We start from the raw sequence: 12,584 nt of genomic DNA, 5'->3' as shown, positions 1-12,584 counted from the left end.
GCGTCACAGGCCCGAGCCGCCCGTGGCATCGACGACGCGGCCCGTGACCCAGCGGGCGTCGTCCGAGGCGAGGAACGCGACGACGTCCGCGATGTCGTCCGGCTGCCCCACCCGGCCGAGGGCGGCCACCGCCGCGGCCCGCGCCTGCGCCTCCGGGTCGCCGCGCAGCCAGCTCGCGTTGACGTCGGTGTCGACGATGCCGGGCGCCACGGAGTTGACCGTGATGCCGCGCGGCCCGAGCTGCTTGGCCAGGTTGAGGGTGAACGTGTCGAGCGCGCCCTTGGTCGAGCCGTAGGCGATGATCTCGGGCATCGCGATGCGGGCCGCGCCGCTGGAGACGTTGATGATCCGGCCGCCGTCGCGCAGCCGGCCCAGCCCTTCCTTGACGATGAAGAACGGCGCCCGCACGTTCACCGCGAACACCTCGTCGAACCCCTCCTCCGTGAGGTTCGCCAGATCGGAGCTGCGGGCGATGGCCGCGTTGTTCACGATGACGTCCACGCCGCCGCCGGGCACGAGCGGGCGGACGCCGGCGTCGAAGGCCGCCCACAGCTCGGCCGCGTCGCCGTGCCGGCCCAGCTCGGCCCGGATCGCGAACGCCTGACCGCCGTCCTTGCGGATACGGGCCACGACCTCCTCCGCCGAGGCGGTGTCGCGGGCGTACGCCACGGCCACCACCGCGCCGTCGCGGCCCAGCCGCTCGGCGATGGCCCGGCCGATGCCCCTGCCGCCACCGGTGACCAGCGCGACCTTGCCGTCCATGGTCCTGCCCATGATGCTCCCCTTTTCTTGAGTGATTGCTCAACAAATACGCTAGCACGAATTGTTGAGCGGTCGCTCTACAATGGGTGGCATGACGACGGACACGGACCCGGAGGCCGGAGCGGTCCGGCGGGCCGCGCGGGGCAGGCCGCGCGCGTTCGACCGCGACGCCGCGCTCGCGGCGGCCACGTTGCTGTTCTGGCGGCGCGGGTACGAGGCGACCTCGATGGGCGACCTGACCGAGGCGATGGGCATCCGGCCGGGCAGCCTGTACGCGGCCTTCGGGGACAAGAAGGCGCTGTTCAAGGAGGCCGTGGCCGCCTACGGCCGCTCGCCGGTGGGCGCGTTCATGGGGGTGGCGCTGGAGGAGGAGCCCACGGCGCGGGGCGCGTTCGCCCGCATCCTGCGCGAGGCCGCCCAGATCTACCCGGACCCGTCACACCCGGCCGGCTGCCTGACCATCTGCGCGGCCACCAACGTGACCGTCCAGGACGAGGAGGTCGGGGCCTTCCTGCGCGACCTGCGCAACGCCAACCTGGTCACCTTCGAGGCGCGGCTGCGGGCCGCCCGGGACGAGGGCGAGCTGCCGGCCGACGCCGACCCGAAGGCGCTGGCCGCCTACTTCGCGGCGATCATCCAGGGCATGTCCCAGCGGTCCCGCGACGGCGCGACGGCGGCCGAGCTCGCCGCCACGGCGGACCTGGCCCTCGCGGCCTGGCCCGCCTGACGCCGCCCCCGGGCCTTCCCCGCGCGTGGGCGGCCGGCCGGGAGCCCCGTGTCACCAGCGGGCGGCCACCTGCGGGGCGATGAGGTCGTCGTAGACGTCCCGCACCACGCGCAGCGCCTCCGGCGGCAGCGGCGCGAGCCCGGCCGCCGCCGCGTTGGCGCGGGCCTGGGCCGGGTTGCGGGCGCCCGGGATCACCACGCTCACCCCCGGTTGGTCCACGATCCAGCGCAGCGCGAACTGCGCCATCGTCGCCCCCTCCGGGACGAGCGGCGCGAGCCGCCGCACCGCCGCCAGGCCCGTGGCGAAGTCCACGCCGGAGAATGTCTCCCCGACGTCGAACGCCTCGCCCGCGCGGTTGTAGGTGCGGTGGTCGTTCTCGGGGAACGTCGTGTGCTCGTCGTACTTGCCCGACAGCAGGCCGCTGGCCAGCGGCACCCGCGCGATGACCCCCACCCCGGCCGCGCGCGCGGCCGGCAGCACCTCGTCCAGCGGGCCGAGCCGCAGCATGTTGAGGATGATCTGCACGGTGGCCACGCCCGGCCGGGCGATCGCCCGCAGCGCCTCCTCCCGCGTCTCGACGCTGACGCCGTACGCGGCGATCCGCTGCTCGGCGACGAGCGTGTCGAGCGCGTCGAACACCTGATCGGAGGAGTAGACGGGCGTGGGCGGGCAGTGCAGCTGCACCAGGTCCAGCACGTCGACGCCGAGGTTGGCGCGGGAGCGGTCGGTCCAGGCGCGGAAGTTGTCCAGCGTGTAGACGCCCGGCTCCTGGGGCATCACGCGGCGGCCCATCTTGGTGGCCACGGTGACGCCGGGCCGCGTCTTGAGGAAGCGGCCGATCAGGCGCTCGCTGAGCCCGTCGCCGTAGGCGTCGGCGGTGTCGACGAACGTCACGCCCGCGTCGGCGGCGGCGGCCAGCGTGGCCAGCGCGTCGTCCTCCGCCACCTCGCCCCAGTCGGCGCCGAGCTGCCAGGCGCCCAGCCCGACGACGCCCACCCGGCGGCCGGTCCGGCCGAGAACCCGCTCCTCCATGCTCGCGGACACGTGCGCTCCCCTTTCACGCCGTTACATTGTGTGAACGTTAACAGCCGGTACGGGCCTCCCGCGAGCCGCCCCGGCGGTGCCCGGCCTTCGGGCCGCCTGGTCAGGCGGGCGGGTCGAAGCGGCCGTCCACGGCGGTCCACCCGCCGTCCACGTACAGCACGGACCCGGTGACGAAGCTCGCCGCGTCGCTCGCCAGGTACACCACCGCCCCGGCCATCTCCTCCGCCCGCGCCCACCGGCCCAGCGCGCTCTTGGCGGCGTACGCGTCGTACCAGGCGGGGTCGTCCTTGATCTGCCGGGTCAGCGGCGTCTCCACCACCCCGGGCGCGACCGCGTTGACCCGCACCCCGTACGGGCCGAACTCGGCGGCGGCCGTGCGCAGGAGCTGCACCAGCCCGGCCTTGGTGGCCGAGTAGACGCCCTGCCCCGGCTCCGTCACCGACGCCCGGATCGACGCGAACCCGATGATCGACCCGCGCCGTCGCTCCACCATCCCGGCACCGAAGGCGCGGACCACGTCGAACGAGGCCCGCAGGTTGAGGTCCACGACCCGGGCGAACTCCTCGCCGGAGTAGTCCAGCAGCCGCTTGCGGACGTTGGTGGCGGCGGTGAACACGAGCACGTCCGCCGGATCGCCGTCCGCCGCCTCCCGCACCGCGTCCGCGTCCAGCACGTCGAGCAGCCGGGCCGTGCCGCCGGCCCGCGCGGCGGTCTTCTCGGCGGCCGGCAGGTCGCGGTCCGCGCCCACGCCCTCGGCGCCGTGCGCGGCCAGGGCCAGCGCCGCCCCCCTGCCGATGCCGCTCCCGGCCCCGATCACCACAGCCCGCCGCCCGTCGAGGCGGAACAACGCGTCGTATCCCGTCATACGAAGCACCCTAGCCACTGGTCGGACCAGTGCACCAGGTGTCCCCGGTGTCTCAGGTCAGCGTGGCGCGGGCCCGCCGCAGGAAGTCCTGCTCGGCGGCGTTGGCCGTCCGGCCGATCGCCGCGTCGTAGGCGTCCGCCGCCTCCGCCGTACGCCCCACTCGCCGCAGCAGGTCGGCGCGTACGGCGTGGAACACGTGGTACCCGTCCAGGTCCAGCTCCTCCACCAGGGCGAGCGCCGCCCGCGGGTCCTCGGCCTCGGCCACCGCGACGGCCCGGTTCAGCGCCGCGACCGGGGACGGGGCGACGGCCAGGAGCTGGTCGTACAGCCGCACGATCTGCCCCCAGTCGGTGTCCGCGGCCGTGCGAGCGTCGCCGTGCACGGCGTTGATCGCGGCCTGGATCTGGTACGGCCCCGGCCGCCCGCGGCGCAGACAGCGGCGGACCAGCGCGTGGCCCTCGGCGATCAGCTCCCGGTCCCAGAGCGAGCGGTCCTGCTCCGGCAGGGGCACCAGCCGCCCGCCGGGCGTGGTGCGGGCGGCCCGGCGCGCGTCGACGAGGAGCATCAGCGCGAGCAGCCCCAGCACCTCGGACTCGTCCGGCATCAGCTCCGCCAGCAACCGCCCCAGCCGAACGGCCTCCGCGCACAGGTCGTCGCGGACGAGCCGGTCCCCGGCGGCGGCGGTGTGTCCCTCGGTGAAGACCAGATAGACCACGGCCAGCACCGAGCGGAGCCGGTCCGGCAGGTCCGCCTCGCGCGGCACCCGGTACGGGATCCGCGCGTCGCGGATCTTCGCCTTGGCCCGCACCAGCCGCTGGGCCATGGCCTGCTCGCTCACCAGGAACGAGCGGGCGATCTCCGCGGTGCCGAGCCCGCCGAGCAGCCGCAGCGTCAGGGCGACCTGGGCGTTGACGGCCAGGGCCGGATGGCAGCAGGTGAAGATGAGGCGCAGCCGGTCGTCGTGCACGGGTCCCTCCTCGGCGGTGGAGCCGGGGTCGTCCCCCGCGTGCAGCAGGGCCGCGGCGGCGTGCCGGTCGGCCCGGGACGACTCGCGGCGCAGCCGGTCGACGGCCCGGTTGCGGGCGGTCGTGATGATCCAGCCGGCCGGGCTCGGCGGCGTCCCCTCAGCCGGCCACCGGTCCAGCGCCACGGTGAAGGCGTCCTGGACGGCCTCCTCGGCGAGGTCGATGTCGCGGAAGTGGCGCACCAGCACGGCCACCGCCCGGGCGTACTCCCACCGGAACACGCCCTCGACGTCCACCGGCCGGTCCGGCCGGTTCAGCGGGTCCGGCGCCCGCGGCGGCTGAGGCCGGCCCGGCCCCTCCGGGGAGGAGGGGCCGGACGCGGGCGGCACGTCGCGGGTCAGCGCAGGTCCTTGAACGGGCGGACCTCGATCGGCAGCCCGCTGGCGGCCCCGATCCTGCGCGCCCACTCCAGCGCCCCGTCCAGGTCATCCGCCCGTACGACCACGAAACCGCCGATGTGCTCCTTGCCCTCGGTGTACGGGCCGTCGGTCATGAGCATGTCGCCGTCGCGTACCCGGACCACGGTGGAGTTGCTCGCCGCGTGCAGCCCGCCGTCGAACACCCACGCGCCCGCCTCCCGCATCTCCCGGTTCACGACCGCGAGCTCCCTCATGATCGGCTCCAGGACCTCGGGCGGCGGCGGGTCCCCGTCCGGCTGGTACAGGCTGAGCAGGTACTGCTGCATGGGTCTCTCCTCGGTGTCGTGGCCGGCCCCGTCGCCGTCCTCTCACCCTCTACACGAACGGACCGCGCCGGGATCGACATCCGGGGCCCGGCGAGGTCACGACTTTCCCGCCTCCCATTCGCCGCGCAGCAGCTCGTACTCCACCTCGCCCTCCTCCGAGCCGTCGATCCGCTCCGGCCAGTCCTGGAAGAACGTCCGCGCGAACCGCAGGCCGCACTTCTCCATCACCCGCCGGGAGCCGCGGTTCACGGTCATGGTCCGGGCGAACACCCGCCGGGCGCCCAGCTCGCCGAACGCCTTGTCGATCAGGGCCAGGGAGCCCTCCGTCGCGTACCCCTTGCCCCAGGACGCCTTGCGCAGCCGGTAGCCCAGCTCCGGCTCCGCGGGATCGCCGTTGCGCGCGGGCCGCAGGTGGAACCAGCCGGCGAACTCGCCGGTGTCCCGCTCGATCGCCGCGAAGAAGCCCGAGCGGATGAACGCGGGCAGGACCTCCTCCACGATCTTCTCGCGCGGCGTGGGCTTGCCGCCGGAGAGGAACCGCATCACCTCGGGGTCGCTGTCCAGCTCGACCAGCAGCTCGGCGTCGTCCTCGGTGAAGCGGCGCAGCAGCAGCCGGTCGGTCGTCAGAAAGATGTCCACGGGCCCACGGTAGCCAGCGGGGACGGCGACTCTCGACGGCATTTCCGTTGCGCGGGACCCGGAAGGCGACCGTCAGGGCAGGAGCCCGGCGATGGCGCGAGCGAAGGCTTCGGGGTTGTCCAGCATGACGTTGTGGCCCGCGTCGGGGATCTCCAGGAGCCCCACGCCCGCGGCGGCGAGGTCGCCGGCCGAGGCGGGGGCCTCGCCCGCCGGATACAGGTACGCGCGCGGGATCGGCAGGGCCATGAGCAGCTCGCGCATGGTCGGGTCCGTGCCCTCGGCCAGGCTCACCGCCGAGCGGTGGAGCGCGCGGCGGTCCGCCAGGCGCATGGTGGACCACCAGTGCGGACCCACCCGGTCGCGGACCTCCCTCCAGCCGTGGTCCACGAACTCGTCCTCCGTGTGGCTCGCGATGCCGCTGCCGCCCGGCGTGACCGGTGTGGGCGGATAGGGGTCGAGGTTGGCGTCGACGAGGATGAGGCGCTCGGCGATGTCGGGGTGGCGGGCGGCCAGGACGATGGCCACCGCGCCGCCCATGCTGTGCGCGATCAGGGACGCCCGGCTCGCCCCGGCCTGCCGCAGGGCCGTGGCGAGCGTGTCGGCGTGGGCCTCGAGGGTGTAGGAGAAGTCGGCCGGCCGGTCGCTGATGCCGAACCCGAGCAGGTCGACGAGGAGCGAGCGGCGGCCGCCCAGCAGCGGGTGAGCCGCCGTGGCCGCGTAGTAGGGGGCCGACATGGCGCCCAGGCCGTGCACGTAGACCACGGCCGGATCGGCGCCGGGCAGCTCGACCCAGCGCATCCGGGCGCCGCTCGGGTGGACCGTCGCGTCACGCATGAGTGAACCTTTCCTGATGCATCGTAAGCAATATATATCGGCTTCGAGGTATAGTAGGGGACATGCTGGAGCTGGCGATCCTCGGGTTCCTCAGGGAGCGGCCGTCGCACGGGTACGAGCTGCGCGTGAAGGTGGCCGCGTTGACCGGCCACGTCCGCCCCGTGGCGGACGGCACGCTCTACCCGGCGATCAAGCGCATGGCCGCCGCCGGGTGGGTCACGAGGAAGGACGAGCCCGGCGCGACCGCGGCGCCGCGCCGCGTCCTCTATCTGACCGGCGCGGGGACGGCGGAGCTGGAGCGGCGGCTGCGCGCACCGGCCCCGCTCGACATCAGCGACGAGAACCGATGGTTCACCCTGCTCGCCTTCCTGCGGCATCTGGACGACCCGGCCGCCCAGGCGGAGGTGCTGCGCAGGCGGCTCGCGTTCCTGGAAGAGCCGACGAGCTTCTTCTACGACGGCGACCGGCCGATGGGGGCGGAGGAGTTCGGCGACCCCTTCCGCCAGGGGCTGCTGGCCATCGCGCGGGCCACCGGTCAGGCGGAGCTGACATGGCTGCGCGCCACCATCGACGCCCTCGAGCGGGAAGCCGGTGAGGAAGGTCGCGGCTCGATGCGACACAGTGGGACATGAGCCCCTCTTGCGTTTTCCTCCCGGGGGACGGATCATCCGATCACCGGTTGGGCCGCCCATGAAGTCGCGGGATCTTTGTGCTGTTTCGTGCTCAGGGAGGATGACTGATGATCCGTCGCGTACTGGCCGTCGCGGCCATGGCCACCGCCGCGCTCGCCACCGTCCCGGCCGGCGCGCAGGCCGCCCCTGCCTGCGGCGCCGGCTACATGTGCAACACCCAGTACTTCTCCGACCCGGCGCGCACCAACTTGGTCGGAGTCAAGACGCAGTTCTGCGATGGTGAGGTCTCGACCTGGGGCAGGGTCACCGGCTACATCATTTGGTCCACGAGCCCCTGCACCTGATCGAAGGCATCCGGCGGTCTCTACCGGTACGCGCGCGACCCCATGTACGTCACCGTCCTCGTGGCGGTGCCGGACCGGTCGATCTGGGGCCCCATGTTGGGCCCAGATTGACGAATAGTGAGGAAATGTGGTCGGGTCGTAACTCTCGTTAGAGATGTGATGATTGAGACCGCTTCGGGGGTAAGCGTTAGATGTCGCGGTATCCACGGCACGCGTTCGCGCGCGTGCTCGCCTCCGCGTCCTTGGCCGGCGCCGTTCTGACGACCGGCTCCGCGGCGGTGAACGCGGCGGAGCCCCTGTCAGAGGCGGGTCCGGTTGGTGCGGGGGCAGTGGACGGCGCGACGCCCCACCCGATGCGGGGTCCCGTCCGGGCGGCGCAAGTCTCCGGCGCCGCCCGGACTCCCGCGGTCCTCTCCCCGGCCGACTCCGCCGGGGTGCGGGTGCGGCCGGTGCCGGCCGTTCGCCGGCCGGCTCCCGCCACCGTGAACGTCCCCACGGAAGCGTCCCCGGCCCTGCGGGACGCCGACGGCCGGCTCGCGGCGCCCACCGCTCCGGACATCACCGTCCCGGCGGGGCCCAGGCTGGTGAGCGAGGTCGAGCGCGAGGCGGCCCGCCACGTCGGCGCGGACGGCCCCGGCGTACGGTCCGTGCTCCCCGACACCCGCGACGCCCGCCCGCTGACGGTGAAGAGAGCGCCGGCCACCTTGTCCCGCTCCCTCGCCGACACCCTCACCGGCGCCTTCCCCACCGGAGGCGGCACGGCGGGTGGCACGTCGGGTGGCACGTCGGCCGGGGTGACGTACCGGCTGTGCGTGGAGAGCGCCGAGGTGCCGGTCTCGTGCTCGGCGGTCCGGCCCGTGGCGGTCCCCGTGGTGGCCGACGTCACCGGCGACGGCCTCCCCGACCTGGCCGCCGGCCTGGTGCCCGCCGCCCGTCCCCAGGAGGGGGCCGTGGGCCTCGGGTTCGCCGTGCGGCGGCTGCCCGGCGCCGCCGGCGGACTCAGGGCGCGCGTGTGGGCCGAGTACGACGGGCGCGTGTCGGTCGGCTTCGACGGGCTCCGCAAGGGGGCGTCCCTGTCGGACGCCGACCGCGGCACGTTCACCGTCGACCTGTCCGGCACGCGGGTGCGGGCCGCCGTGAAGCGCACGAAGCCGGGCGCCTCCGCGGCCGTCATGGCCGGGCTGACCGGCCGCGCCGCGGTGAGCCTCACCCAGACGCCCGCCACCGCCAGCCTCACCGTCGACGCCGACCTCAGCACCCCCGCGTTGGAGATCTCCGCCTCCGCCCCCGCCAGGATCGACGCCGTGGCCGTGGACCGCGGCAGGTACACGCGGGCCGTGCTCGACCGCATGCCCACCCGCGCCCGGATCGAGCTGGCCCGCGGCGACGGGTCCGCGCGGGTGCGGTTCACCGGGTCCAGCCCGGCCGGACGCGCGGAGCTGCGGAGCTACGTCTACGGCGACGGCCGCCTGTCGCGGGCCATGACCGCCGAGCTGCGCGACGTGCCGCCGTCCCTGACCGCCACGTACGGGACCGGCGGCGGGCGGCACACCCTGGAGGTGACCTCCGGCGGGGCGCGGGCGGGCGCCGCCAGGCTGCTCTACTTCGACCGGGCCGCCGGCCGGACCGTGCTGCGGGCCGAGCTGGACGGCCTGCCGGCCAAGGTGCGCCTGGAGAGCGACCCGGCCGCGAACCGCGTCACCCAGACCGCCGGCACCGCCATCGGCAGGCTCGCCGTGGTGCTCCAGCGGGGCGGCGGCGCGGTGTCCAGCCCCCGCGGCGGGCACGTCACCATGATCAAGGACGGTGCGGCGCTGGGCGTCTCGGCGTCGCTGACCGGGGTGTCGGGGCTCGACGTGACGTACGGCTCCGCGCCGCGCGCCCGCCTGGAGGGCGGCTCAGGCGGGTCCTTCGTCGCCGCCGCGAGTCTCGACGGGACGCGGCTGGCCCGGGTCGAGCTGTCCGACACCCCCGGCGACGTGGACGTGAGCCTCGACCCGGCCGCGGGGAAGGCCGTCTACCGGGGCACGGGGGTGATCCGCCAGGCGCGGGCCTCGTACACGGACCTGAAGGCGGGCCCGACGATCGACGCCGTGGTGTCCGGGGTGCGGGGGGAGGTGGCGGCGTCGTGGGCGCTGGGGGAGCGGTCCGTGGTGGAAGTCCGCGGGAAGTCCCGGCTGCCCCGGGTCCGCCTGTACGCGGCCGGGAAGCCCGCCGCCGGCGCCGCCGACCCGGCGGTCGACGTGCGGGCGGACGACGTGCGGGCGGAGATCGGCGGCGCGGGGCGGCGCGTGCGGCTGGTGGCCGACGCCGCCGCCCGTACCCTCACCTGGACGTCCGACCGGCCCGTCGGCTCCGTCGCCGCGCTGGCCCGCGCCCGGGCCGGCGGCCGCTACGTCAGGGCCTCCGCCCGCGTCACCGGCGTGCCGGCTCGCTTCGACGCCTCCTGGGACGCCGGGGCGTACCGGTTCCGCGGCCTGTCGGGGCCGGTCGGGTCGGCGGAGCTGGCCTTCACCAACCACGACGGCGCCCGCGCGCCCGCCGGGCCGCACCTGGCGGCCCACTTCGACGAGGCCACCGGTGACCTCGACGCGAGCGTGCGGGTCAAGGGGCTGAGGAGCGTGGAGTTCAGCCCGGAGGCGGCCGGGTTCACGGCCGGGTTCGGCGCGGCGCGGCAGCGGCTCGCCCTCGACGCCGACGTCACGCGCGGCGGCCTGCGGTTCGGGCTGCTCGGCCACGTCGGTCCCGTCCCCGGGCGACTGTCGGTCACGTCCGCCAACGGCGTGATCACGTACTCCGGCGCCGTCGCCTCATCCGTGCCGGGGAAGGGCGCGCGGCTGGACCTGCGTGCGCGGGCCTGGGCGGGCAAGGCGGCCGCCCTGCGCGGCATGGCCGCCGCCCCCGCCGTGGCCGGCGGCGTCTCGCTGGTGGACGGCGGCTGCCCGCCCGGCTCGCCGGGCTGCGCGGACGGTCCGTTCTGCGTCGCCGGGCGCGGCTGCTTCGGGGTCCAGGCGTACGTGGACCTGACCGGGCTGCCGGACCGCGTCACCGTGGACCCGGCCAGGACGGCGGTCACGTTCGACGGGTTCCGGCCCGGGGGCGGGAGCCTGGAGGTGTACCTCGCCAGCACCGTCCTCGCCCCCGTCCCGGTCAAGGTGCGGGCCACGCTCGCGGGGCTGCCGCATGCCGTCACCAGCATGGCGGTCGGGCCGTTCGAGGTGGGCGGCGGCGGGGTCGTGCGGGCCGCGTACAGCGTCCGGCCGGCGGCCACCCTCGGATCGCTCACCCTGCACGCCGAGGCCGGCGGGGTGCGCGGGCGGGTGGCGGTCGACCCGGTGCCCGCGACGCTGGCCGTCCAGGGCACGTACGGGGCGCGCACGCGTGTCCGCGTCACCGGCTCCGCGCCCGTCCGCCGGCTCAGCGCCGCGGTCACGGTGCCGGGGGCGGGCAGCGGCGAGCTCAGCCTCAGCGACGTCCCGGCTGTCTTCGGGCTGGACGCCGACGCGTCCGGTGGAGCGCTGCGCGTCCCGGCCGTCACGTACAAGGCCGTGCCGGGACCGGGGAACGCGGCCGGCCCGGGTACGCGCGGCCGGGCCGGTGAAGGGGTGAACGCGCTCGACGGCCGGCTGGCCGTGGAGGGCCGGCTCGCCGACCCGTCCGGGCGGCTCGGCGGCGTGGCGCTCTCCGTCACCGACCTCGCCGCGGACACCACCATCCGGCCCGGCCCCGGCGGCCAGGGCGTGGACCTGGTGTCCAGGCCCGTGCCCACCGGCCGGGTCGCCGTCCGGGCCGGGCTCACCGTGGACCCGGTCGCCCGCCAGCGCGTCGCCGTGAGCAAGGACGTCCCGTACACGACCGGCTTCCTGTCGTACCAGGTGGGCGGCGACTTCGCGCTGGACCGCAGCACCGTCGCGGACGTCTCGCTCGCGGTGCGGCGCGTGTCGTGGCTGCGGGTGCGGCCGGGCCGGATCCCGTTCGGGCTGCGGGCGCCCGCCGCGCTGGGCTACCTCGCGCCGGGGTTCGAGGGCCGGTACGACCGGCTGGACCTCGGCGCCAAGGGCGTGGACCTGCGGCCCGACGTACGCCTGGACGTGCGGCTGAGCCGCAAAGTCGGCGCCGACGTGTTCCACGACTCGGTGCGGCTGGGCCGCGCGACCTCCCTCGCGCTGCGCCGCTACGACCAGCGGATGCGGCGCATCGGCGCCCGGCAGGCGATCAGCGCCGCCGGGGTGCGGCTGGCCTGCCTGACCGTGGACGCCCGGCCGGGGTTCGCGGAGGAAGGGGCGAGCGGCTCCATCAGGCTGCGGGGCGCGGACGGGCCGCAGATGGTGTCGCTGCTCGACCCGGGCGGCCAGGTGCCGGACTACGTGGTGGACCTGCTCACGCATTTCATGTCGCCGTTCCCGGACGCCGGGTGGAAGGTGGCCGGCGTCAAGGCCGGCCGCTGCGACGTCCCCTCGGCCGGGCCCGCCGCCCGCTGATCCCAGCTCCCGGACCGGCGATTGCGGGGGACGGGCGGTTCGGCAGGGACGGCCGGGGTCAGGGGCGGGCGGCGGCTTCGGTGAGGGAGCGGGTCAGCCGGCCCAGCGTCCGGTGCAGGTCGGCCAGCTCCTCCGGCCGCATGCCCGACGCCTCCCCGATCCGCCGGGGCAGCGGCTCGGCCCGCGCCCGCAGCAGCGCCCCCTCCGGGGTCAGCCGGACCAGCACCGACCGCTCGTCCCCGGCGTCGCGCTCCCGGCGTACGAGCCCGGCCGCCTCCAGGCGCTTGACCAGCGGCGACAGCGTGCCCGAGTCGAGCCGCAGCGCCACTCCGAGGTCCTTGACGGACGCCTGCCGCCGCTCCCACAGCACCAGCATCACGAGGTACTGCGGGTACGTCAGCCCGAGCGCCGCCAGCTCACGCCGGTAGACCGCGTCGAGGGCGCGGGAGGCGGCGTGCACGGCGAAGCACACCTGGTCGTCGAGCCGCAGGGCATCCATACGACCATGATACCCGATTTGACTGTTGCCAATTGAGTTGTGCACAA

12 protein-coding genes are annotated in these 12,584 nt (G+C 75.3%); 4 read left to right on the top strand and 8 right to left on the bottom strand.

All coding sequences use genetic code 11. The annotated features are described in order from the left end of the window. Positions 1–3 precede the first annotated feature (3 nt). Positions 4–774, bottom strand: a complete 771-nt coding sequence (locus MTP10_RS16245; RefSeq protein WP_310710174.1) for an SDR family oxidoreductase — start codon at positions 772–774, stop codon at positions 4–6. 79 nt (positions 775–853) lie between these two features. On the opposite strand from MTP10_RS16245, the gene MTP10_RS16240 reads away from it, so the two are divergent. Further along, positions 854–1,489, top strand: a complete 636-nt coding sequence (locus tag MTP10_RS16240) for a TetR/AcrR family transcriptional regulator (RefSeq protein WP_310710172.1) — start codon at positions 854–856, stop codon at positions 1,487–1,489. A 51-nt stretch (positions 1,490–1,540) separates the two neighbouring features. On the opposite strand, the gene MTP10_RS16235 is transcribed toward MTP10_RS16240, so the two are convergent. The 6 genes from MTP10_RS16235 to MTP10_RS16210 form a co-directional block, all read right to left on the bottom strand. Continuing rightward, positions 1,541–2,521 (bottom strand): aldo/keto reductase, encoded by a 981-nt coding sequence (locus MTP10_RS16235; protein ID WP_310710209.1) that lies wholly within the window; start codon positions 2,519–2,521, stop codon positions 1,541–1,543. Between the two features lie 112 nt (positions 2,522–2,633). Further along, positions 2,634–3,398: an SDR family NAD(P)-dependent oxidoreductase gene (locus tag MTP10_RS16230; protein WP_310710170.1), complete on the bottom strand. Its 765-nt coding sequence runs from the start codon at positions 3,396–3,398 to the stop codon at positions 2,634–2,636. Positions 3,399–3,450: 52 nt separating this feature from the next. Continuing rightward, the gene (locus MTP10_RS16225) at positions 3,451–4,752 is read right to left on the bottom strand and encodes a DUF6596 domain-containing protein (protein WP_310710168.1); all 1,302 of its coding nucleotides are present in this window, start codon (positions 4,750–4,752) and stop codon (positions 3,451–3,453) included. Between the two features lie 8 nt (positions 4,753–4,760). Further along, positions 4,761–5,108: a YciI family protein gene (locus MTP10_RS16220; RefSeq protein ID WP_310710167.1), complete on the bottom strand. Its 348-nt coding sequence runs from the start codon at positions 5,106–5,108 to the stop codon at positions 4,761–4,763. Positions 5,109–5,204: 96 nt separating this feature from the next. Then, positions 5,205–5,747 (bottom strand): GNAT family N-acetyltransferase, encoded by a 543-nt coding sequence (locus MTP10_RS16215; protein ID WP_310710165.1) that lies wholly within the window; start codon positions 5,745–5,747, stop codon positions 5,205–5,207. A 72-nt stretch (positions 5,748–5,819) separates the two neighbouring features. Further along, positions 5,820–6,581, bottom strand: coding sequence for an alpha/beta hydrolase (locus tag MTP10_RS16210; RefSeq protein ID WP_310710163.1), 762 nt, complete (start codon positions 6,579–6,581; stop codon positions 5,820–5,822). A 62-nt stretch (positions 6,582–6,643) separates the two neighbouring features. Between MTP10_RS16210 and MTP10_RS16205 the strand changes: the two genes are divergently transcribed. From MTP10_RS16205 to MTP10_RS16195, 3 genes are all read left to right on the top strand, one after another. Further along, a complete protein-coding gene (locus MTP10_RS16205; protein WP_310710161.1) occupies positions 6,644–7,213 on the top strand; it encodes a PadR family transcriptional regulator in 570 nt (189 codons plus the stop codon). Between the two features lie 107 nt (positions 7,214–7,320). Next, the gene (locus MTP10_RS16200; RefSeq protein ID WP_310710160.1) at positions 7,321–7,557 is read left to right on the top strand and encodes a DUF6289 family protein; all 237 of its coding nucleotides are present in this window, start codon (positions 7,321–7,323) and stop codon (positions 7,555–7,557) included. Positions 7,558–7,910: 353 nt separating this feature from the next. Continuing rightward, the gene (locus MTP10_RS16195) at positions 7,911–12,038 is read left to right on the top strand and encodes a hypothetical protein (protein ID WP_310710158.1); all 4,128 of its coding nucleotides are present in this window, start codon (positions 7,911–7,913) and stop codon (positions 12,036–12,038) included. 58 nt (positions 12,039–12,096) lie between these two features. Here MTP10_RS16195 and MTP10_RS16190 read toward each other — a convergent pair whose 3' ends face one another. Beyond that, positions 12,097–12,537, bottom strand: coding sequence for a MarR family transcriptional regulator (locus MTP10_RS16190; RefSeq protein ID WP_310710157.1), 441 nt, complete (start codon positions 12,535–12,537; stop codon positions 12,097–12,099). Between the last annotated feature and the right edge of the window lie 47 nt (positions 12,538–12,584).

Source organism: Nonomuraea sp. 3-1Str (assembly GCF_031570565.1).
Classification (GTDB): Bacteria; Actinomycetota; Actinomycetes; order Streptosporangiales; family Streptosporangiaceae; genus Nonomuraea.
Note: the sequence above shows the minus strand (reverse complement) of the source record. Positions and strands in the feature narration are given on the sequence as shown.

Excerpts from the sequence above, each read along its gene's own strand:
- MTP10_RS16230 (WP_310710170.1), bottom strand. The coding sequence starts at position 3,398 with ATGACGGGATACGACGCGTTGTTCCGCCTCGACGGGCGGCGGGCTGTG.
- MTP10_RS16200 (WP_310710160.1), top strand. The coding sequence starts at position 7,321 with ATGATCCGTCGCGTACTGGCCGTCGCGGCCATGGCCACCGCCGCGCTC.
- MTP10_RS16190 (WP_310710157.1), bottom strand. The coding sequence starts at position 12,537 with ATGGATGCCCTGCGGCTCGACGACCAGGTGTGCTTCGCCGTGCACGCC.
- MTP10_RS16205 (WP_310710161.1), top strand. The coding sequence starts at position 6,644 with ATGCTGGAGCTGGCGATCCTCGGGTTCCTCAGGGAGCGGCCGTCGCAC.
- MTP10_RS16210 (WP_310710163.1), bottom strand. The coding sequence starts at position 6,581 with ATGCGTGACGCGACGGTCCACCCGAGCGGCGCCCGGATGCGCTGGGTC.
- MTP10_RS16220 (WP_310710167.1), bottom strand. The coding sequence starts at position 5,108 with ATGCAGCAGTACCTGCTCAGCCTGTACCAGCCGGACGGGGACCCGCCG.
- MTP10_RS16245 (WP_310710174.1), bottom strand. The coding sequence starts at position 774 with ATGGGCAGGACCATGGACGGCAAGGTCGCGCTGGTCACCGGTGGCGGC.
- MTP10_RS16195 (WP_310710158.1), top strand. The coding sequence starts at position 7,911 with ATGCGGGGTCCCGTCCGGGCGGCGCAAGTCTCCGGCGCCGCCCGGACT.
- MTP10_RS16240 (WP_310710172.1), top strand. The coding sequence starts at position 854 with ATGACGACGGACACGGACCCGGAGGCCGGAGCGGTCCGGCGGGCCGCG.
- MTP10_RS16235 (WP_310710209.1), bottom strand. The coding sequence starts at position 2,521 with ATGGAGGAGCGGGTTCTCGGCCGGACCGGCCGCCGGGTGGGCGTCGTC.